We start from the raw sequence: 22,318 nt of genomic DNA, 5'->3' as shown, positions 1-22,318 counted from the left end.
AATGCCACAGCGACGCGAACGGCTTCAAGATCGCTGTTGTCTCGCAAACCGCCGCTCGTCCTGCGGCGTCGCCGCGAAAAATCCGCTATACATTGCAAAATTCAATCAAATTTGAAACACTTTGAAATAATGCGTGCCTAAATTCCAACGTACACCGGCAATATAGCGCCAACTCATCAGACCAATAGCCATTGTCATCGAACTTTCATAAGCGGCCTACACGCCATTTATTGGCAGCGGACACAAATAAGGTCCCGCCTGTATGGTCCAACGAGGGAAGACAATGCGCAAAACTCTTATGTATAGTGCCGCCGTGGCGGCGCTTGGCTTGCCGACGCTCGCGTCGGCGCAGTCGACCGGCTCAATCGATGCCGAAACCGATATCGTTGTCAGCGGCAAGCGCGCGACCGGGATCAATGGCATCGAAATCCCCGACACGCCCAAGGCCAAAGCGGTGCTGACGCAGGAGTTCATCGCGCACCGCGTTCCGGGCCAGTCGATCCTCGACACGATCAACCAGATCCCCGGCGTCAATTTCACCAACAGCGATCCTTATGGTGCATCGGGCGGGCAGCTTCGTATTCGCGGCTTCGATGGCGCGCGCGTGTCGCTGACCTTCGACGGTATCCCGCTCAACGATTCGGGCAATTATGCGATCTATTCCAACCAGCAGCTCGACCCCGAGCTGATCGAGCAGGTCAACGTCAATTTCGGCACGACCGACGTGGATTCGCCGACCGCGAGCGCATCGGGCGGCACGGTCAATTACCGCTCGCTCACCCCCACCGACACAATGGGTGCGACCGCAATCTATTCGCACGGCACTTATGACATGAACCGCGTGTTCGGCCTGTTCAACACGGGCGTGTTCACCGCGTTCGGCACCAAGGCGTGGTTCTCGGCGAGCAAGGAAAGCTACGACCAGTATCGCGGCTATGGCAGCCTCGACAAAAAGCAGTTCAACGGGAAACTGTATCAGCCGCTCGGCAGCAATGGCGACTTCATCTCGATCGCCGGCCATTATAACGAGAATCGCAACAGCTCGTACAGCAACCCGTCGCTGGCCAATATCCGCTCGGTACTGGGCACGTCGGTGGTGCCGTCGACGATCGGCACAGCCACCCCCTACACGCTGTCGCTGAGCAAGAGCCAGTATGACGCGCTGTATAACAACACCTCCTCCGCCTTCCTCTACGATGCGAGTTGCTCACTCCCCTCGGCAAGCGGCGTCAACGGCACCAGCCAAAGCGACAAATCGGCCTGCTCGAACGTGGCCGCGACCGCGATCAACCCGTCCAACACCGGCAACGTGCGGCTCAACTCGCGCATCACGCTGACCCGCAAGCTCACGCTGACCTTCGACGGTGCCTATAGCTTCACGCGCGCCAATGGCGGCGGGTCTTCGGTGCTGGCCGAAAGCAACGCCAATGCCACCAACGCTGCCGGAACTGCGGCGGCGTCGGGCGTCTACAGCTATCAGTTCCAGCGCCTGGGTGCGGGCACGGCCAGCGGGGTCGACATTAACGGCGATGGCGACACGCTGGATTATGTGCGGGTCTATTCGCCCTCGAACACGCGGACGCAGCGCTTCACCGCGATTGCCAATTTGCGCTACGAGTTCGACGCCGACAATGCGGTGCGCTTCGCCTATACGTGGGACCGCGCGCGCCATCGCCAGACTGGCGAAATGAGCCTGCTCGATGCGACCGGCCAGCCCTATAATGTGTTCAGCGCGATCGACGGCGTGAGCGATTATGCTGTGGTCGATGCCGCCGGCAACGTGCTGCAGAAGCGCAACCGCTTGTCCTATGCGATCCTGCACCAGCTTTCGGGGGAGTATCGCGGATCGTTCCTGAACGAGAAGCTGAAGGTCGCGCTGGGCGTGCGTGCGCCGTTCTTCCGCCGCAACCTTACCAATTATTGCTACACCATCCCCGGCAGCACCAGCGACGCTTATTGCACGTCACAGACCGCGGCACAGGTGGCCGCCAATGCGACCACGGCGACCTATGGCCTGCCATACAACAACCGGGTGAAGACCTATAATGCCGTCCTGCCCAATGTCGGCCTGACCTATGCGATCACCCCGCACCTCAGCACCTTTGCCAGCTACTCCAAGGGTTTCTCGGCACCGCGCACCGACAACCTCTATGCCTTTGACGATGTGAAGATCAAACCGACCGGTGCGGTGAAGCCCGAAAAGACCGACACGGTCGACCTCGGCCTGCGCTACACCACCGCCTTGATCCAGGCGCAGGTGGCCGGCTGGTACACCTATTACGACAATCGCATCATCTCGACCACGACCGAGCTGGAGGGTGGCGGCACGCTGACCACCGACCGCAACGTCGGCGCGGTGAAGAGCAAGGGCGTGGATGCCAGCATCGGCATCGCCCCCGTGCAGCATCTGTCGGTCTACGGCTTTGGCTCGTTCATCGATGCGCGGTTGCAAAGCGATGTCATCAACCCGACCACCGGTCTCGTCACCGCCAACACCGCCGGCAAGTTCGTCGTCGAGACGCCGAAATGGCAATATGGTGGTCGCATGCAAGTCGACTTCGATCCGATCGCGATCGGGCTGCAGGTCAAGCATGTCGGCCGCCGCTATGCGACCGACGTCAACGACGTGATCGCACCCGGCTACACCACGGTCGATCTCGACACGCGGATCGGGCTGAAACAGCTTGGGCTGCCGCAGACCTATTTCCAGCTCAACGTCGCCAATCTGTTCAACGAGCGCTATTTCAGCAATCTGACGACTGGCACCGACTCCACGAGCACAACGCGCTACACCTTCGGGTCGCCGCGCACCTTCGTGGCCTCGATCCACTTCGGCTTCTGATGCAGCGGCGGGGCGGATCGCACCGTGCGGTCCGCCCCGTTTCCGCCTCGGTTCAGGCCACCCGCGCCTCCACGCGCGGCAGAAACAAATACCCCCGATTGCGCACCGTGCGGATGATCTCGTCGCCGCCATTGACCGACAGCTTGCGCCGCAAGCGGCTGACATGGACGTCGATCGTGCGGTCGTTGCAATGGGGATTATCCCGCCCGGTCAGATCCGCGAGATTTTCGCGGGAGTGGACGACTTGCGGATCGCGCAGAAAGATGGCGAGCATGCGATATTCGGTTTCGGTCACAGCGACGATCGCGCCGCCCGGTGCCGTGAGTTTGCGGCGGCGCGAATCGAACGTCCAGCCGGCGAATGCGAAACAATCGGTCGGCGCGGGGGCTGCATGACCGACACTGATCGCCCCGCCCCGTGCCGCCGTCCCCGCACGACGGCGCAAGACCGAGCGAATGCGCGCCATGATCTCGCGCGGTGTCGAGGGTTTCAGGACATAATCGTCGGCCCCCATCTCGAGCGCGACGATCCGGTCGATCTCGCTCGAAATGGCGGACAGCATGATGATCCCGGGCCCGTCGGCATCGTGCATCAGCGAGCGCAGGATCGAGAGCCCGTCCTCGCCCGGCATCATGATGTCGAGCACGATCAGGTCGCATTCGCGCCGCTCCAACCGGTCGCGCAGGGCAGCACCATTGGCGACGGCCTCGGCCCCGAAGCCGTTTTCGACGAGAAATTCGGTGAGCAGCTCGCGCACGCCGGGATCGTCATCGACGATGACGATTCGGGCTCCGCTTGTGCTGGAGATTGCAGTATTGGCGCTAACTGTCATGGTCGAGAAACTCCGAAAGGGAACACGCTGCGGCGACGAACTGCGCCCCGCGCATGGGCTGCGTTCTTTTCCGCCCTGTTTCCGGCCATGTCCCCCATGTTACAAAGCGAGGCCGCTGCGCATCCGCCCGCCCGAACATGCCCTGACGGACATATCCCGGACACATCGCAGTCGCACCGCCGCGCGATGACCCCGGCCACCCCGCCTCCGTCCGACGCGCCAACCTTGCTGATCGTCGATGACGACCATGCCATTCGCAGCTTGTTGACCGAAAGCCTCGGCCAGCACGGCTATCGCGTGGAAACCGCAGCCAGCGCGCAGGAAATGGACATGGCGCTGGCCCGTCACCCCATTGCGCTCATCCTGCTCGATATCATGATGCCCGGGGAGGACGGCATTTCCGCCTGCCGCCGCATCGCCCTGCGCGGTGGGCCGCCGATCGTGTTTCTCAGCGCGCTCGGCGATGAACCGGACCGGATCCTTGGCCTCGAAATCGGGGCCAGCCATTACCTCACCAAACCGTGCAGCGCGCGCGAAGTGCTGGCGACCGTGCGCGCGGCGCTGCGTGCGCGCGACGGTGCCGCCGAAGAACCGCGCCACTATCGTTTCCTCGATTGGCGCGTCGATTTCGCGGCGCGCGAGTTGATCGACGGCAGCGGCATGCTGGTCGATTTGACCGACGGCGAATTTTCGGTGCTGCGTGCCTTCGTCCGTCGCCCGCGCCGGGTGCTGACGCGCGATGCGCTGCTGGAGGATGCGCGCGGCCCCGACAGCGAGGCCTATGATCGTGCGATCGACGTGCAGGTCAGCCGCCTGCGCCGCAAATTGCGGGCGCGCGACGACGAGATCATCCGTACCATCCGCAACGAAGGCTATTATTTCGTCCCCAGCGTGACCCGCACATGACCGCCGACCGAACCGTCGATCTGCGGCGCTCCTGGCCGCTGTTCCTGCGCATCTTCAGCTTGATGCTGGGGACGGTGATCCTCGTCCAGTTGCTCAATTTCGGGGCGTTTCTGCTGATGCCGCCGCCCGCGCCCGTCATCTATACGACCAGCCGCCTCGCTATGGTCGCGCAATCCGGTCGTGATCCGACCAAGCGCCTGGCGATTGAGGAGACCGGCACGCCACCCGGACCGAGTCACGACGCCCGCGATCTCGCGCTGGGCCACCTGATCGCGACCGATCTGCACCTTCCCGAAACGGCAGTCGTCGTGCAATCCGATCAACGGATGGGGCCGACCATCATCGGTGCGTTTCACCCGCCCCCGCCGATGGGCATGGCAGACGAGCGTCGACGCCACCGCGCGATGGATGACGCTTTGTTCGGCGATTTCAGGGTTTATGTTCAGCAGCCCGATGGTCGTTGGCATGTGATCACGCCGACCGACCGCATGCTGAGCCCATGGCGCATGCGCTTCGTCCTGTGGTTTGTGCTGGCAGCGGTCGGCATTGCCCCGCTGGCCTGGGCGATGTCGCGCCGGATCGCCAAGCCGATCGCGCTGTTCGCGGCGGCCGCCGATCGGCTCGGTCGCGATCCCCGTGCCGCACCGCTCACCTTGTCGGGCCCATCCGAAATCGCCGAAGCGGCGGCGAGCTTCAACCAGATGCAGGAACGCCTCAACCGCTATGTCGAGGATCGCACGACGTTGATCGCTGCGGTGGCGCACGATCTGCGCACCCCGCTGATGCGGCTGGCGCTGCGCCTGGAAAAGGCCCCCGACGCGATCCGCCTCGCAGGCGAAGACGATATTCGCGAAATGAGCGAGCGGATCGGCGCGGCAATGGCCTTTGTCCGCGAAATGACCCGCCACGTCCGCCGCCAGCGGCTCGATTTGCGCTCGCTGGCCGAAAGTGTCGCGACCGACGCGGCCGATCGCGGCGGCGACGTTACGCTCCTGCCGGGGCCGGCGATCAGCATGGAGGGCGACGCCCCGTCGCTCAAGGCGCTGCTCACCAATCTCGTGACCAATGCCGTGCATTATGGCGGTAGCGCACAGATAGCGCTACGCCGCGAGCGCGATGTCGCGATCATCGAAGTCAGCGACAATGGGCCTGGCATGGTGCCGTCGGACCTTGTCCGTGCGTTCGAGCCGTTCTTCCGCGCCGAACGATCGCGCAATCGCGACACCGGCGGCACCGGCTTGGGCCTCGCCAGCGTGCGCGCGGTGGCCCGTGCGCATGGCGGCGAGGCCAAGATCGAAAACCGACCGACCGGCGGGCTGCTCGCGCGGGTGACGCTGCCGGTCTGAGCACCTGTTCCGCGCGACGCCGGGGTTCAGCGCAGAAACCGCCACCAATGCTGCGCGACGAACAACATTGCGCGCAGCATCATTGGAACGTCGCCCCGTCGGCCAGCACTTTGGACGGGCTGAACCCTTGCTGCTCCAGGAACTGGTTGAGCCCGGTGACAAGTTCCAGCGCCGCCGTCGTGGTCAAGGCGACGCGCCCGACGACGACGCGCTCCAGCGCGGGCTGCGGACGACTATGGTCGCAGCGCGCGCTTTCCAGCGTCAGCACGATCACGCCATTGAGATTGGCCAGCCCCGAATAGCCGGTCGCGAAAATCTCGGGCGCAAACGGGTTGTCGATATAAGGGGGCTGCTCGGGGAGCTGCGGCGGCGGAACGAGCGGACTCTTGATGGCAACAAACATGGCAAGCCTTTCACTACATGCGCGCCGGATGGGGACAGCGCGCAACGGTCTGGTGCGCTCCCCAAATGTCCATCAAATGTCCCGCACGTGGCGGCCCTGACACACGCCGCCCGGCAAAACGCGCCGATCGCCCCCGCACGACCGTATGTTTTGCGCCCGACGCATCGGCGCGCGTGTCGGCAAAATCCGAACATCCACCGGACACATCCCCTGCCTAGCCCCGCCGCTGGTTGGAGATGCACTGATGTTGTTTGTGTTGGGCGTTGGCCCGATCGTTTTCGCTTCCGCCGGCGTCGCTGTTACGCCGCCCCCCCTCCAAACGCCGCCACCGCCACACCCCGCTGCGATAGCGCGCACGATCGCCTCGCTTCAGGTCGAGGGGGCACAGCGGCTCGAGGCGGAAACCGTGCTGTCCTACACCAAGCTGCGCGTCGGCCAGGCGTTCAGCAACGAAACGCTCGATCAGGCGATCAAGGACCTCTACGCCAGCGACCTGTTCGCCGACGTCTCGATCAGCGGTGCCGAAACCGGCGCAATCGTGCTGCGGGTGCGCGAGAACCCGATCATCAACCGCGTCCTGTTCGAGGGCAATAAGCGGCTGAAAGAGGAGAAAATCTCCAAGGAGGTAAAACTCGCCCCACGCCAGATCTTCACCCGCACCGCCGTGCGGCAGGATGTCGCGCGGATCGTCGAGCTCTACCGTCGCCAGGGCCGCTTCGCCGCCGTGATCGAGCCCAAGATGGTGTCGCTCGACCAGAACCGCGTCGACCTCGTCTTCGAAATCAGCGAAGGGCCAAAATCGCAGGTCCGCCAGATCAACATCCTCGGCAATACCGTCTTCCCCGACAGCAAGCTGCGCGAACAGATGGCCACGAAGGCGGCCCGCCTCAAAACCATGCTGAGTTCCAACACCAGCTACGATCAGGACCGGCTTGCCTATGACCAGCAGAAGCTGCGGCAATTTTACCTGACCGAGGGCTATGCCGACTTCAAGGTGATCTCCGCCGTGGCCGAGCTGACGCCGGATAAGAAGGACTTCATCATCACCTATGTCGTCGAGGAGGGCAAACGCTACAAATTCGGAGATGTTACCGTCGACAGCGACATTCGCGACTTCGACAATAAGCGTGTCGCCGCCAACCTCAACATCAACAAAGGCGAATGGTATAACGCCAAGCGCGTCGAATCCGCGGTAGACTCGCTCAGCGCCGCCGCCGGCGCGCTCGGTTACGCCTTTGCCGACGTCAATCCCGATTTCCAGCGTGACAAGGACACGCTGACGATGGGGATCAATTTCCACATCGCCGAGGCCAAGCGCACCTTTGTCGAACGCATCGACATCAACGGCAACACCCAGACGCAGGACAAGATCATCCGGCGCGAAATCCGGCTGGCCGAAGGCGACGCGTTCAGCAATTTTCAGGTGAAGCGCTCGCAGGATCGGATCAATTCGCTCGGCTATTTCCAGGACAAGTTCGAGATCAAACAGACCGAGGGCTCCGCGCCCGATCGCGTCGTGTTGACCGCCGACCTGCAGGAAAAATCCACCGGCGAACTGTCGTTGTCGGCGGGCTATTCGAGCCTTGAGAAATTCATCATCCAGGCCTCGATCACGCAACGCAATTTTCGCGGCAAAGGCCAGGAATTGCGCGCGAGCGTCAGTTACTCGACCTATTCCAAATCGGTCGAACTGGGCTTTACCGAACCGTATCTTTTCAACACCAACATCGCGCTCGGCGGTGACATCTTCCGGCGCGACTACCGATCGTACAACACGATCGGCGACAGCACGACGACCACGTACAAGCAGGTATCGACCGGGTTTCAGATCCGCGCAGGGCTCCCGCTCAACGAATATTGGACGGCGTCGGCTCGCTATGGCCTTACCTATGAGCAAGTGTCGCTCGACCAGGCGACCTATTACACCAACGGCACCTGCGACGTCGCGCTGGCGGGTTCTTATCTCTGCGACGCGATCGGCAATCGCTGGACCTCGTCCATCGGCTATTCGTTCATTTTCGACAGCCTTAACAACCGCCTCCACCCGACCAAGGGTTCGCGCCTCTCGATCAGCCAGGATTTTGCCGGGGTGGGCGGCGATACGCGCTATCTGCGGTCGACCATCGTGGCGGCGAAATATTGGGGGCTGGGCTCGGGCTTCGTGCTCAACGCGCAAGCCGAAGGCGGGCATATCATGGGCATCGGCCAGGATGTGCGGCTGACCGACCGCTTCTTCCTGGGCGACCCGCAATTGCGCGGCTTCGACGTTCGCGGCGTCGGCCCGCGCGTGATCCGCCAATATTATGACACCTCGACCGTCCCGGCGACGCTGACCGCAGCCAGCAACAACACCTCCGAGGCGCTCGGCGGCGATACCTATTATCGCGGTCGGCTGGAGCTCGAACTGCCGCTTGGCGCGGGGATGCGGGAAATGGGCCTGCGTCCGTCCATCTATGCCGATATCGGCGCGGTGTTCGGGGGCGTAAAGACCCCGACGCTAGCTGATAGCTGCGCGGCAGCGATCATCGCAGGGGTCGCCTGCACCACCTCGACCCGACAATATACCAATAGCAGCGGCGCGTTGCTGTACCTCGATTCGAGCGGCAACACGACCACCACCAACACCGGCACGCCCTATACCTATGCGCTGAGCGCCTATCGCGAGAGCTATGCCGGCAACAGCCCCAAGCCGCGCGTTTCGATCGGCATTGGCGTCAACTGGAACTCGCCATTCGGCCCGCTCCGCATCGATCTTGCCAAGGCGCTGCTCAAGCAAAGCGGCGACGACACCAAGCTCCTCACCTTCAATGTCGGCGGCCAATTCTAGGGCCGCCATGCCAAACCGGAGCGCCCGTCCCAGGCGCTCCGGTCCGTTGCCTCAGAACTTCAGCGACACGCCGCTGAAGAACGCCCGACCATAGGGGTCATAGGTCGACGGATAGGTGTTGGCCTGCTGCTGATTATCGCCCAGGATCGGCGGCTGGCGATCGAACAGGTTGTTCACGCCCAGCGTCCAGGTGAACTTCTTCATCACGTCAAACGACAGCGTCGTGTCGAGATAATGATACGCCTTGATGTGATCGACCGTGTAGCCGCCCGAGTCATCATCCACCGGCGACAGATAGCGATAGAGCATCGAGAACGTCACCGGCCCCGTGGTCAGCGTCGTGCGCGCCGACAGGCGCCACTTGGCATAAGGGTCGCCGCAATTGACGCCGAATTTGCCCGCACAGCTGACATTGAGATCGGGCAGCGACGCCACCGGATTGATGTCGAACGCCAGCAGACGCGTGCCGCTCACGCGGAACGACAGGCTGCTATTCTCCGCGCCGATCTTGAGCGGCACCGAATAGCGCGCCTCGAAATCGATCCCGCGCGTTTTCGCGCCGCCGGTATTGGCGAGCAGGTTGACCGCACCCGTAATCGCATAGCTGTTGGCATCACGCGGCAGCAGCGAACAATATGAGCTGTTATACGCGACATAGCCGTTGGCCGCATTGCCGTAACAAGCCGTGATGATGTTCGCCGTGCCCGGGGTGGAAATATAGTTCGCGATGTTGATGCGATAATAATCGACGGTCAGCGAGAAGCGCTTGAGGAAGCGTGGCTGCAGCACCGCGCCGACCGTATAGGTATTGGCCGTTTCCTCGCGCAGATTGCTGTTGCCGCCGGTGACCGAGTCGATCTGCGATCCGTTGTTGAAATCCGTCCCTAGCGCGCTGGCCCCAACCCCCGTCGCCAGGCAGCTTGCCTTGAGATTGGCATTCTCGATCGCTGCTTTCAGCGTGCATGGGTCGGTTGCGGTCGGGAAATCCTGGGAGGTACCGCTGTAGAGATTGGAGACAGTCGGTGCCCGCACTGCGCGCGAAAACTGCCCGCGCAGGCTGATATCGCGGATCGGCGACCAGACGAGACCGCCCGAGAAGGTGCTCACCGATTTGGCTGCGGTGGAATAATAAGAATAGCGATACGCGCCATTGGCAACCAGGCTGTGGATGAACGGCTTGTCCGCGAGCAACGGCACTTCGATTTCACCGTATAGCTCTTTGACGTTATAGCCGCCCGACAACCCCTGGCTGCCGTTGAACCCGACCACATCCCCCGACGCCAGCGCTGCATCGGGATTGTAGCTGCCATATTCGTCGCGATATTCGGTGCCGATCGCGATCCCTGCCGGGCCAGCGCCAAGGTCGAATAGATTGTCGTTGGTGATCGCCGCGCTCGCCACCTTCTCGGTGATTTCGGCGACGTTGCGCGTATCGATCGAGATGAAGGCCGCGGCCGCACTGCTGATATTGCCCGCACCATAGATGTTGAGCGGCACGCAGCCGTTGCTGGTGTCGGAGCAGACCAGATTGCCCGACGAATCATAGGTGGTCTTCAGCGCCTGCAGCACGCGCTTGCGCGATACGTTGCCGGTCTGCGTTTCCACCTGGCGGGTGTGCGAATAGCTGAAATAGGCGTCATATTTCCAATCGCCGGTAATCTCCCCCTTGGCACCGAACACGCCGCGATAGGCGGTGTTGTCATCGCTCGAGATGCGGGCACCGACCTCGGTCATGCGGCGATAGATGGTCGCGGTGGTATAGCCGTCGCCATCGGTATCCGCCGCCTTTAGCAGCGCCTGCGATGAGGATGAGAGGAACGACGAGTCATTGTCGATCTGCACCGCGCCGGTGAACGGCGTTGGCGCAAGCTGGTTCTTCACCTTGTTATGGATGTACTGACCCTCGGCATAGAGCGTCAGGTGGTCGCTCACGTCATAATGCGCCTGGCCGCTGAACAGATACCGCTCCTGCGGCACCTGCAGATAATTGGACGGCGCGTAATTATAGGCGTCGGTCTTGGAGCTATAGCTCGAATAGCTGCCGTCGGTGTCGAATTTGCGGCTGACGCCGCCAATCGCGAAACGCGTCCCCGGGATCGAGCCGGAGCCCCCCGCCGCCAGACTGGTCCCATTGTCCACCAGCGTCTGGCTGGAGTAGCTGCGATCGCCCTGCAAAATTCCGTTACGCTTGGTGTAATCGCCATACAGCGTCACATTGCCGCGCCCGCCATCGAAATTGTGGCCGACGAGCAGGTTGACGTCGGCCGTTCCGCCATCGCCCTGGCCGGTAAGCCGGTAATTGGCATTGGCCTGGACGCCCGAAAAGTCTTGCTTGAGGATGAAATTGACCACGCCCGCAACCGCATCCGACCCATAGACTGCGGAGCGCCCGCCGGTGACGAGATCAACCCGCTCGATCAGCCCTGTCGGGACGGTATTGAGATCGACGATCTGCTTGGCGTCGTAGGAAATATAGCGCCGCCCATTGACGAGCACGAGCGTGCGCGTCGGGCCCAACCCGCGCAAATCGGCCGTGCTGACCCCGCCGCCCGGATTGTTGGAGGCACCCGTGGTGCTCGGCACAAGTTGCGGCAGGTCCTTCAGGATGTTTTCGACGTTGATCTGCCCGCTCAGTGCGATCTCCTGGCTGGAAATGACCGAGATCGGCGATGCCTGCTGCAGTTCCGGCCGTCCGATGCGCGAGCCGGTGACGACAATGTCGACCGGGGCGTCGGCAGCGCCGGGCTGATCCGCACTCGCCGTCTTATCCGAAGGCGTGGTTTGCGCGTGGGCGAACGTGGGCGTGATAACCGCCAAGGTGGTAGAAAGAAGTCTTGCAACGAGGGTGATGCGCATGGGCAAATCCAAAAAGCTCGTGTTGAACTCCGAATGAAACTTCGGATGTCACGAACGTCCTCTGAATCGCATTGCTACATCAATAAAAAAGGACCAGCCAAAGCAAGCCGTCATATTTCTGTCACGCCAAAACTACTCTTTATTACGATGTATTTTAGACTTTTTAGTATTGTTACGCGGCGTTTCATCGCAATATGTATTGTTTATATTTCGCAAAGGAAAAGCCCTCGCAAGCGGAGTGCGTGGTAACGAAGATTGGGATTTCGCAAGCGCTTTGTCCGCAGCTTCGTATTAAAGAGCCCGCATGCATATTCTGCTCGCCGAAGACGATACCGAGACAGCGCGCTTCATCGCCGAAGGGCTGACTGCGCTCGGCCACCAGGTGACGCACGTCGCAACCGGGCCCCTGGCGCTACAGGCGGCGAGCGATGCCACCTTCGATGCCGTGATCCTGGACCGGATGTTACCGGGCTTGGACGGGCTGGAGGTGCTGCGCCAGCTGCGCGCGGTCCCCAACCGCGTCCCGGTCTTGGTGCTGACCGCGCTGGGCGGCATTGCCGACCGCGTCGATGGGCTCGATGCCGGGGCCGACGATTATCTGGTCAAGCCCTTCGCCTTTGTCGAACTCGCCGCGCGGCTGAACGCACTCGCACGGCGCGTGCCCGGCCCCGAGCAAACCACCCGGATCGAGATTGGCGAGATCGCGCTCGATCTGCTGCGGCGCGAGGTGACGCGGTGCGGCAAGCCAGTCCATTTGCAACCGCGCGAATTCGCCTTGCTCGAACAACTCATGCGCCAAGCCGGGCGTGTGGTGACGCGCACGATGTTCCTTGAGAACGTATGGGGTTTTCATTTCGACCCGCAAACCAACATCGTCGAAAGCCACCTCAGCCGGCTGCGCACGAAGCTGCGCGAGGGGTTTAGCGACGATCCGATCGAGACGATCCGCGGCTCCGGCTACCGGATCCGAACCGATGCGTAAGCCGAGGGCAAGCGCGGCATACCGCATTGCCTTCACCTATTCGGCGGCCTTCACCCTCGCCATCCTGCTCCTGGGCGTGGCGATCTACATTGCCGCAGACGCGCAATTTCGTCGCCAGCAGGATGCCGCCTTGGTCGACGAGGCGAGCGCCCTTGCGCATGAATATAACGAAGGCGACTTGCCCGAAATTCGGCACGCCATCGCCAGGCGCGAAGGCAGCAACACCATCAACGCCTATGGCTATGCACTGTTCGATCGCACCGGGCACCGCGTCGGCGGCGGCCTGAACACTCGAAAGCCGCCGGTTGGACTGCAGGACATCGTGTTTGTCGATCCGGTCGAGGGGGCCGATCACGCGCGCGCTTATGCCACCGATCTGACCCGCGGTCTTCGTCTGGTCGTCGCGCGTGACAGCGAGAGCTTGGAAGGAATCGACCAGACCATCGTGCTGATCTTTGGCGGGGCGTTCGTCCTGGTGATCGGCCTCAGCGTGTTCGGTGCCTTGCTGCTCGGCGGCTATCTCCAACGGCGGCTCGATGGCATTAGCGGCGTCGCGCGCGCGATCATGGCGGGCGACATGGCGCAGCGCGTGCCACTCTCCGACCGCCGCGACGAATTCGATGCGGTAGGATCCGCGCTCAACACCATGCTCGACCGGATCGGGCAATTGATGGACAATCTGCGCCAGGTCTCGAGCGACGTGGCGCATGATCTGCGCACGCCGTTGCTGCGCCTGCGCAACCAGCTTGAGCAAGTCGGCCAGGTCCCGGGCGCCGCAGAACGCGCGATCGAACAAGGCGATGCGGTGCTGGCGCTGTTCGCCGCGCTGCTGCGCATCGCCGAGGTCGAAGGCGGCGCGCTGGCCCGCAGCTTCGTCGCCACCGATATGACGCTGGTGGTGACGGAAATCGCCGAAAGCTATGCACCGGCCTTTGCCGATAGCGGGCGCACGCTTGGCTGGTCGGTCGCGCCCGGCATCACGGTGCTGGGCGACCGCGAATTGATCGCGCAAGCGCTGATCAACCTGCTCGACAACGCCCTGTTGCACACCCCGCCCGGCACGCCGGTTGCCGTATCGTTGGAGGCCGACGCGCACGTAGCAACGGTGTCAGTTGCCGATGCCGGGCCGGGCGTGCCGCCGGGCGACCATGCCCGCATCCTCCAGCGTTTCGCGCGCGGCGAGGCCAGCCGCACCACCCCCGGCAACGGGCTTGGCCTCAGCTTGGTCGCGGCCGTAACCGCCGCGCATGGCGGCACCATCGCGGTGGACGACAATAGGCCTGGCCTGCGCGTGACACTCCGCATCCCGCGCGTGGACGCAGCCTAATTCTGCGCGACCCCAGCGGCGACCAATTCGCGCCGCGCCGCATCGAATGCGCTGCGAAACTCTGGTTTCGCCAGCAAGCGTTCGGCGATGAGCAGCCCGAGCATTTGCCCAGCGCTCACGTCGCTACGGAAATGCTGTTCGCACACGATCCGGCTTTGGCCATAGCGCGCGGCGCGCGCCAATAGCGCGTCCGCCTTTTCGGGCACCAGCCGCGCGAGCGTTTCGCCCATCGAAAACGCCATCGAGGTGTGGCCGCTGGGATAGCTCGACAGCGGATCGTCATTGCGCTTGCAGCTCTTCAGCGCGGGATCGACGATATAGGGCCGCGCGCGCTTGAAATGATCCTTGCCGCGGTCGACCGCCGCCTTTTCGCTGGCGCGCACTTGCGCCAGCAGCGCGGCGGTTGCAGGCAGCCGGTCGAGATCGAATTGGGGCCCGAGCACGCCCGCGAAGATCGTCGCATTCTTGGTTTCGCCTTCCAGCCGCGCATCGGCTTCGTCCGCCGCAGTGCGCGCCGCGCCCGCCGCGCGCAATTCGGCGAGTTCGGCCAGTGCCTGCACGCTACCCGCCGCTGGCGGCGGCGGCAGGACGAGCGCGGGGTCGAGATCCCGCGCATCGAGCAACGGTGCCACCTTCGGCGCGGGAGCCGCCGCAACGCAGAGCGCCACGGCGGCGAGAAGGGCCCGCTTCATCAGAAGGTCAACGTCATCTGGCCGGTGATCGCACGACCGGGCTGGTAATAATATTGGTCGAAATTGGATGTGCTGACGACACCGATGCCAGCGGTGTTCTTGCCCGTCCCGATCTGCGTCACCTTTTGCGAATTGAGCAGGTCGGTGACGTCAACTCCGACCCGGATCCGCCCGAAATCATAGCTCGTCGCCAGATTGACCGTGTTGTAGGGCGAAATGCGATAGGTATTGGCCAAATCCGCATATTGCGGCCCGGTCCATTTGTCGGTCAGCGAGAATTTGATCGGCCCGTTCTTGTAAAGGATACCGCCAGCCGCCGTCGACATCGGAGCCTTGCCGATGATCGTGCGCGGGACGACCTTGCCCGTCACCGGATCGGTATAGACATTGGTCTTGGCATAGTTGCGCGAGGCGTTGGCAAACACGGCCAGACCGTTACCAAAGGCATAGGTCACCTGCCCCTCGACACCCTTGTACAACGCGCCGCCGATGTTGGTGAAGATCGTGCCGAGCCCTTGGCCGGACGTGTCGGTGTAGCTGTAGAATTTGTTGGTGAAGTTGATGACATAGACATCGGCGTCAAGCGACAGATGACTGCCGTGATACACCGCGCCCGCCTGATAGTTGGTCGATTTCTGCGGCACCGCGTTTGAGAAGGTTGTGTTGGCGACGTACAGCTGGCTCAGCGGCGGGGCGAGGAAGCCCTTGGCATATTGGCCGTAGATCGAAAAATTGCTGGTCGGCTGATAATTGATCGTCACGAACGGAAGATCAGCACTGTAGTTATTGGCATTACGCTGCGCATAGCGCGTCGTCTGATTGTACAGCGCGTCGATCTTGCGACCGAAATCAACGTGCTTGAAGCCGGGTGTAATTTTCAGCCCTTCGATCGGGCGCAACTCGAGCTCGACGAATTCCTCGGTATGGTTGCCGCGCGACTTCTGGTCGAACTTGATATATTGCGGGGTCAACGCCCCGGGATTCAGCCCCGTCGCCGGGGCTTTTACGACTTTCTCGATATAGTTGAAGCCGCCCGTCGTCAGATCGACATCGGTCTGCTGACGATAGGTATGGCTGAATTCGAGCCAAGCGCCTGCCGTGATCGTCGCAAACGACGCAAGGTCGATCCGCACCTTGGCGATATCCCCGAACACGCGGTATTTGTTGGTCTTGGTATAGCCCGGAATGTCGCCCGCAATCGCTTTGCCATCGGCACCCGTCGTCGTGTACGCTGCGCCCGGCAGCGTGGTCACATCGTTCGCCGAGAGCGTCTCGTTATCATAATAATAGGTATAGGCACGGTTTTCGAACACCGCGCCCGGCGCAAGGTTCGCTTCCAGTTTGATGATTTCGAAATCGGTCGTCTTGTCGGTATGGTTGTACCCATAATATTGCGACGTCTTCGGGTCGTTGTTCAGCCCGAAATATTTTCCGTACAGAGATTGCTGATACAGTGTCGAACCGTCACTGTCGGCCTGGTTGAAGCGGTTCTTGTTATAGGTTGCGATGAAGGTCAGCTTCACGTCCGGGCCAACCGGAACGACGACTTTGCCGAACAGATTGTAATTCTGGTACTTGGAATAGCTCGTGCGACCGTCGCTATGGACGTACTGACCGCTGAACACCGCCTGCGCGCCATTGGCAAAGGTGCCGGTCTGCAACAGGCCACGCGCCAGATAGGTGTTGAAGCTGCCATAGCTGCCGACGATCTGGCCGCCAAAGTCATCGCGCGTGGCGCGGCTGAACAAGTTGAAGGTGCCGCCAAACGTCGCTTGGCCAAGATTGCTGGCGTTGCCCGGACCACGATCGACGATGAGCGTCTCGATCGTGTTCGACGGGAAGAAGGTGGTCGAATGGTGCGTCGGGTCGTTGGTGTCGCCAAACGGCACGCCATCATAGGTGATGTTATATTCGCCGTCCTGAAAACCGCGGATCTGCGCCTTGGATTCGGACAGGCCGATACCATTGTTGCCGCCATAGTTGGACACGCTTGGCGTGATCAGCGCGATCTGGTTGAAATCGACCGTCGCTGGCAGCGAATCCTCGATGAACGAGCGCGACACAATCGCTTGCGGCTGCGTCGTCTTCAGCGACGCCGTAACCGGCGCGAGTTCGTTGGCCTTGGTCGCGGTGACGACAATGTCGGAGCCCTCGGCGATGTCGGTCTTCGCGGCGGGTTCGGTCTTTTGCTCGGTCGCGGCGGCAGGCGCGGTTTCGGCCGCAGCGGCGGTGGCGCAAAACGAAGCGACAAGCGCAAAGGCGCTTACGCCGAGCAGACGCGAACGCGCCTCGGTGCGAATCGACATGATTTTGTTTTCCCCAACTCGGTGTCCGTCCCGGTGGGATCGGGCTATGGATCAGCCGTGACAGTTTCGTTGCAAATTGGCGTCAATTTCGAGATTGAGAAATTGTAACAAAATGTGTCATCGGTCGGGCAAGGGGCTGAGGCGCACGGCAGTCGGCTCCGCGCCGGGGCCAATCCGGGTCAGAGCCCGCCATGGCGGGGACCGATCGGCACGCGCCGCGCCAAACCGGGTCAGACACGCCATAAAGCTGGGCGAGAACATCGCGTCCTTGGGTTCCTTGACGCACGATCCCGGCGGCCGATCGAACCCGTCAGCCGTCACCAACCCGATTGGCCCGGTCGGGTCCGCCAGTCGCAAATCGGCAATCGACTGCACTTCCAATTGGTTGACCACAATCGCCTCGGCACGGAGCGCATTGGTCAGCGCGTCCGCGCCTTTTTGCGGCGAAGCGTCATCGGTCAGCACCGTCGGCCCATTGCGCACGACATAGAGCATCGGCGGGGATGGCGGGGTTGCCATGCCCTGCGACTGCGCCATCAGCGCCGCCGCGCGGCCCTCGGCATAAGCCTGCGCCGCGACCATCGTTTCGAACACCGATTGCCGCACGCCGCCGTCATAATAAACGCGGTCGCCCACCTTCACCTGCTGAAAAAACACCGGCATCGCCGCCGAAGCAATCGCCGCCCCGGCAATGCATTGCTGCGCTTCGGCCTTGGGCAAGGTGCGCGCCATCATCTTGATCGGCGCATAGTAAAAGTCGCCGCTTTCGGCATCGACAAAGCCGATAAAGGCGTCGGCGCTGGCATCGGAGGCGAGCGCGTCGATCATCGGACAGCCCTTTGTCGGATTGCCATCGACGCACAAGGCCGCGAGCACCTTGCGCTTCAGCGGAGCCAGCCCCGCGATCGACCCGGTAATGACCGCTTGCCATTGCGGGTTGCGGTTGACGATATCGCTCTCGCTTTGCGGCGCATAGGCCTGGCGCAGCGCGGCAAATGCCGGATCGGTGCCAACCGCCAGGAACAGCGCCTGCAATCCGCCCGTGCTGACCCCGGTAATCGTGCGGGCGCGGGGGAATTGATCGGGATGGGCGCTGCGCAGCCGATCGAGAAAGCCGACGCCAAACGCCCCCCATTGCCCCCCGCCCGATAGCAGCAGCACGGCGTCCCCCGGTGAGGTGGCGATCGCCGCCTCGGGCGCAAGCAGCATTTTCGGTCGCATCGCGCTGCGCGCGCCCGCCGCGAGGCTTGCCTCCAGAGAAAAGCGCGCCCGTGGATCACTCGCCAGCGCCTGCACACGCGGCGATCCGGTCCCGGCATCCGCCTGAATGTCCTCAACCAGGCGCGACTTCGGCATCTTGACGATGTAATTCGCAAAATTCGGACAATCGATGCGCAGCGCGCCGCGCGTGGCGCACCCGCCGAGCGCCAGCGCCATGATCACCACCAGCCCCGCGCGAAACCCCAGCATGGCACGCCCCCAAATCGTTTCGGACCCAATTCGCACTTGCCAATAGACGCGACCCGCGCACGATGTTTTACTGGAGTCCGAAAAACGTGAAAGCCGCCGCGGGGGCGAACGGCCGGAGCGACGTGGGGAACGGCGCTATGGAGAACAGGACGCGGCATCGCTTGCGGCTGCTCGGAGCATTCGGGCTGTTCGCCCCCGACGGCACCCGCTTGCCGATCACCAGCCGCAAGGGCATTGCCTTGCTCGCCTTGATCGCCCTGGCCCGCTCGGGCGAGCGCTCGCGCGCTTGGCTGCAAGCGCAATTGTGGGGCGGCCGCGATCCCGACCAGGCGCGCGCCAGCCTGCGCCGGGAACTGTCCAATTTGCGGATCGCCATCAATGGCACCGACGGGCCGCCGCTCCTCTCGGCAGACTCGGTCAAGGTTCGGCTGGACCTCGAGCGGATCGATGTCGATGTGCGCGAACTCCACACCGACGTCACCAATGTGCGCACGCCCGCGCTCGCCGACCCCGGGGAATTGCTGGAGGGCCTCGATTTGCCCGGCGAGGAGGGTTTCGAGGATTGGCTCCGCGAACAGCGCCAGCAAGTCCGCACGCTGATCGAGCATGTGCATGTGCAAGCGTGGGAACGCATTGCCTTGTCCGACGCAGGGGTACCTGCACAGGGCGAACAAACCCCCGCCACGACCGCCCCCGCTACCGGCTTTGCTCCATCGTCGCGTAGACCGTCGGTCGGTGTGATCGGGTTCAACACGCGCTCCAGCGACCCCGACGATATCGCGCTTGCAGCCGCCTTTACAGACGAGATCGGGGACGCGCTTTCCCGGTTTTCGACGCTGTTCGTGGTGCTTGCCGGGCCGCGTGTGGAGCGCCCCCTGGACCACGGCCCGGTCTGCCGCGAATTGGGCGTGCGCTATCTGCTCGAAGGCAGCGTGCGGCATGAGGGCGACACCATCCGTATCCAGGTGCGCCTGACCGACGGCGTGGTGCGCGAACAGATCTGGGCGCGCCACTTCGACACCTCGCTCCGCGCCCTGTTCGACGTGCAGGCCGAAATCGCCGCGACGGTCGCGCAACAGATCGACTCCTCGGTCGAAATCGCCGAACGCACACGCGCCGCCGCGCAACCCGTGACCACCGCCGACGCCTATCATCTCTATTGGCGCGCCAACGCGCTGTTTCGCCGATGGGAGCGCGCACCGATGGCAGAAGCGATCGCGCTGGCGGGGCAAGTCCTTGTGCTGGAGCCAAACAACGCCTAGGCAAGCGCGCTTGCCGCCTTTTGCCATTCGGTCACCTTTGCCTTTGGCTGGACCGACGACCCCGCCGCGACGCACGCCGCCGCACTCGGCCATTACGAACATTGCCTGCGATATGGCGACGACGATCCGTTCGTGCTCGGCTATGCGGCGGGAACGCTGGTCGGCATTGGCGGCGACATCGACATTGCCGATCAATTGATCGACCGCGCGCTGGTCATTCACCCGGCCTCGGGGGCCAGCCTGTTCTGGGGCGGCTGGGTCGATATCGCGCGGGCCAACCCGGCGCGGGCGATCACGCGCTTTGAACAGGCGCTACGGATGAACCCGCGCTCGGCGGTGCGACCGCAAGCGCTGACCGGGATTGGGCTTGGCCTGCTCGCGCAGGGCGAAGTCGCGCGCGCACGCGCCGCCCTGCGCGAGGCGGTGCAATATCTCCCTTATGCCCCGGTTACCCTGGCGGCGCTGATTGTGGCCTTTACTCTCCATGGCGAAGAGCAAGAGGCGGCCCCCTTCGCTACGCGTCTGAGCGGGCTTGGCGGCACCCGCAGCATCGACGCGACCATTCGCGATCCCAAGATGCGCGCCCTGCTCGATACGACGCTCGCGCGTTACGCCAAGCCCCAGGCGGTCAACGCATCGCTGCACAAAACCCCGCGCATTTCGGGCGAGAGCAGCCGGTAACGCGCGGCCCGCCAGCGCCCGGCGCGTGAGCGGGAATCGGTCGGCATCCCGAAATCGCGCATCACGCGCGTGCTGGTGATGACGCCCTGCTTGCCCCAATGCTGGCTGAACGGGATCCCGTCGCGCTCCAACGCCAAGGCCACGCAGCGGGCGGCGTCGGCGCTGTTGAGCGTGCGCAGCCCGTCCATGTTGATCACCACCGTATCATCGAAGCGCGTGAACGCCATCAGCCCGGCCGCCTTGGTGACGAAGCGCAGCGTGAACACCTGGTGCCCGCCGCCATGGGTGTGAAACGCATCGAGCATGGTTTTGAGCGTCGTGGTCAAATGCGCCCGCTCGATCGCATAAGCGGCGTTATAGAGTTCGATTTCCCAGCCGAGGATCTTTTGGCGGACATGCGGGCCGTTAGCCCCGCCCCAGGTCAATTGCCGTGGGGCGACGCCGGGCGCGGGTTCGGTCTTGAATTCCTGCGCGACCAGCCACGCCACCGCCTGCGGCAAGGGCAGCAGCAAATCCTGTTCGGGTTGCGCCGCCAGCGCGCGGCCCAGCAGGTTGAGCGGCTCATGCGTCGGTTCGTGCGGCACATCGGGCAAGGTCGCCAACCGAGCAACCGCACGGTTCGGCTCGCGTTTGTAGAACAGCGTCACCATCGCATTGTGGGCATCGCCGCGATAGCCGGCATACGGGTGAAATGGGTCCAGAATGACCTCAATATAATACGGCGTGTCGCGGCTTGGCGGCCATACTTCGCGCGCGAAGCCCGCATAATCGCCGGCCTGCAACTGGCCGATCGCGGCGGGGGTGAGCGGGTGCTTCACCCGCACGAGATCGACCACGAAGCCCGGCACCGCCTCGAGCAGGACGGCGTTGACGATGCCAAGCCCGCCAAGATGGACCAGCGTCGCGTCGAACAGATCGGCTTCGAGCACGACATGATTGGCCAGCGTCCGCGCCGATGCTGCGGCCAGCCACGGCACCGGACCGCGCTCGATCCACCATGATTCGCCCGGCCCGGTCACGATATGCACGCCGCGAACGTGGTTCTGAAAACCACCATAGCTGAGCGCGGACCCGTGCACGCCGGTGCCCAGCATCCCGCCCACCGTCTGCCCGTCATGCGCGCCCGACGTCGCCAGCGAGAGCGACGGTTCCAGAAACGCATTGAGCTCGTGGATCGTCGTGCCCGCGTGCACCAGCACCATGCGATCGCGATTGACCGCCGCCGCCCCCAGATCGGCCGGGTCGACGCGCCAGACATGTTGCGCCAGCGTGGTCTGCGCGAGGCCGCCCGGCCCCTTGGTGATATCGCTGAACGACCAGGCCGAGCCCAGCACATTGACCGGTGCGCGCTTCTGCGCCGCATGCGCCAGCACCGCGCCCAACAATTCGGCGGTTTTGCGCAACGCCGAAATCGCGTCGCTTGGCCCCGGGCCCGGAACCAAGGCGGCGGTTTCGACCTGCAGCCGATCCTGCGTATGGTGGTAATTGCGCCAATGCGGCGTGGTGGACCAAGACAGAGAGGGCACGCGCTTTCCTCCGAACACTAAGGTGCGCGTGTCGTGCCGCACGCCTGTCCGAATCGCGTG

15 protein-coding genes are annotated in these 22,318 nt (G+C 63.2%); 8 read left to right on the top strand and 7 right to left on the bottom strand.

The window, feature by feature from the left end:
• Positions 1 to 283: 283 nt before the first annotated feature.
• The gene (locus ON00_RS16990; protein WP_245535595.1) at positions 284 to 2,842 is read left to right on the top strand and encodes a TonB-dependent receptor; all 2,559 of its coding nucleotides are present in this window, start codon (positions 284 to 286) and stop codon (positions 2,840 to 2,842) included.
• 52 nt (positions 2,843 to 2,894) lie between these two features.
• On the opposite strand, the gene ON00_RS16985 is transcribed toward ON00_RS16990, so the two are convergent.
• Positions 2,895 to 3,674 (bottom strand): response regulator, encoded by a 780-nt coding sequence (locus ON00_RS16985; RefSeq protein ID WP_010407892.1) that lies wholly within the window; start codon positions 3,672 to 3,674, stop codon positions 2,895 to 2,897.
• 186 nt (positions 3,675 to 3,860) lie between these two features.
• Here ON00_RS16985 and ON00_RS16980 point away from each other — a divergent pair, with 186 nt between their 5' ends.
• Both ON00_RS16980 and ON00_RS16975 read left to right on the top strand, forming a co-directional pair.
• Positions 3,861 to 4,580, top strand: a complete 720-nt coding sequence (locus tag ON00_RS16980) for a response regulator (RefSeq protein WP_211207140.1) — start codon at positions 3,861 to 3,863, stop codon at positions 4,578 to 4,580.
• Positions 4,577 to 5,926: an ATP-binding protein gene (locus ON00_RS16975; RefSeq protein WP_010407886.1), complete on the top strand. Its 1,350-nt coding sequence runs from the start codon at positions 4,577 to 4,579 to the stop codon at positions 5,924 to 5,926. Before ON00_RS16980 ends, ON00_RS16975 begins: the two co-directional genes overlap by 4 nt.
• 79 nt (positions 5,927 to 6,005) lie before the next feature.
• Here ON00_RS16975 and ON00_RS16970 read toward each other — a convergent pair whose 3' ends face one another.
• Positions 6,006 to 6,329 (bottom strand): hypothetical protein, encoded by a 324-nt coding sequence (locus tag ON00_RS16970; protein WP_010407883.1) that lies wholly within the window; start codon positions 6,327 to 6,329, stop codon positions 6,006 to 6,008.
• 244 nt (positions 6,330 to 6,573) lie between these two features.
• Here ON00_RS16970 and bamA point away from each other — a divergent pair, with 244 nt between their 5' ends.
• Positions 6,574 to 9,156: an outer membrane protein assembly factor BamA gene (gene bamA / locus ON00_RS16965; protein ID WP_010407881.1), complete on the top strand. Its 2,583-nt coding sequence runs from the start codon at positions 6,574 to 6,576 to the stop codon at positions 9,154 to 9,156.
• Between the two features lie 51 nt (positions 9,157 to 9,207).
• Here bamA and ON00_RS16960 read toward each other — a convergent pair whose 3' ends face one another.
• A complete protein-coding gene (locus ON00_RS16960; protein ID WP_029623036.1) occupies positions 9,208 to 12,012 on the bottom strand; it encodes a TonB-dependent receptor in 2,805 nt (934 codons plus the stop codon).
• 304 nt (positions 12,013 to 12,316) lie between these two features.
• On the opposite strand from ON00_RS16960, the gene ON00_RS16955 reads away from it, so the two are divergent.
• The gene (locus ON00_RS16955) at positions 12,317 to 12,994 is read left to right on the top strand and encodes a response regulator transcription factor (protein WP_010407875.1); all 678 of its coding nucleotides are present in this window, start codon (positions 12,317 to 12,319) and stop codon (positions 12,992 to 12,994) included.
• Positions 12,987 to 14,321: a sensor histidine kinase gene (locus tag ON00_RS16950; RefSeq protein ID WP_010407872.1), complete on the top strand. Its 1,335-nt coding sequence runs from the start codon at positions 12,987 to 12,989 to the stop codon at positions 14,319 to 14,321. Before ON00_RS16955 ends, ON00_RS16950 begins: the two co-directional genes overlap by 8 nt.
• Here the strand turns inward: ON00_RS16950 and ON00_RS21250 are convergent.
• From ON00_RS21250 to ON00_RS16935, 3 genes are all read right to left on the bottom strand, one after another.
• On the bottom strand, positions 14,318 to 15,013 hold the full coding sequence (locus ON00_RS21250; RefSeq protein ID WP_010407864.1) for a phosphatase PAP2 family protein: 696 nt from the start codon (positions 15,011 to 15,013) through the stop codon (positions 14,318 to 14,320). The genes ON00_RS16950 and ON00_RS21250 overlap by 4 nt on opposite strands.
• Positions 15,013 to 17,319 (bottom strand): TonB-dependent receptor, encoded by a 2,307-nt coding sequence (locus tag ON00_RS16940; RefSeq protein WP_010407861.1) that lies wholly within the window; start codon positions 17,317 to 17,319, stop codon positions 15,013 to 15,015. Before ON00_RS16940 ends, ON00_RS21250 begins: the two co-directional genes overlap by 1 nt.
• A 117-nt stretch (positions 17,320 to 17,436) precedes the next feature.
• Positions 17,437 to 18,789 (bottom strand): patatin-like phospholipase family protein, encoded by a 1,353-nt coding sequence (locus tag ON00_RS16935; RefSeq protein WP_010407858.1) that lies wholly within the window; start codon positions 18,787 to 18,789, stop codon positions 17,437 to 17,439.
• 137 nt (positions 18,790 to 18,926) lie between these two features.
• On the opposite strand from ON00_RS16935, the gene ON00_RS19950 reads away from it, so the two are divergent.
• On the top strand, positions 18,927 to 20,051 hold the full coding sequence (locus ON00_RS19950) for a hypothetical protein (protein ID WP_010407855.1): 1,125 nt from the start codon (positions 18,927 to 18,929) through the stop codon (positions 20,049 to 20,051).
• Positions 20,052 to 20,183: 132 nt separating this feature from the next.
• Positions 20,184 to 20,732: a tetratricopeptide repeat protein gene (locus tag ON00_RS16925; RefSeq protein ID WP_010407852.1), complete on the top strand. Its 549-nt coding sequence runs from the start codon at positions 20,184 to 20,186 to the stop codon at positions 20,730 to 20,732.
• On the opposite strand, the gene ON00_RS16920 is transcribed toward ON00_RS16925, so the two are convergent.
• Positions 20,660 to 22,258: an FAD-binding protein gene (locus ON00_RS16920; RefSeq protein WP_010407851.1), complete on the bottom strand. Its 1,599-nt coding sequence runs from the start codon at positions 22,256 to 22,258 to the stop codon at positions 20,660 to 20,662. The two genes, ON00_RS16925 and ON00_RS16920, sit on opposite strands and share 73 nt — an antisense overlap.
• Between the last annotated feature and the right edge of the window lie 60 nt (positions 22,259 to 22,318).

Origin of the sequence: Sphingomonas echinoides ATCC 14820, assembly GCF_000241465.1 — a bacterium.
GTDB classification, from domain to species: domain Bacteria; phylum Pseudomonadota; class Alphaproteobacteria; order Sphingomonadales; family Sphingomonadaceae; genus Sphingomonas; species Sphingomonas echinoides.
This window is presented reverse-complemented; position numbering and strand designations above follow the sequence as displayed.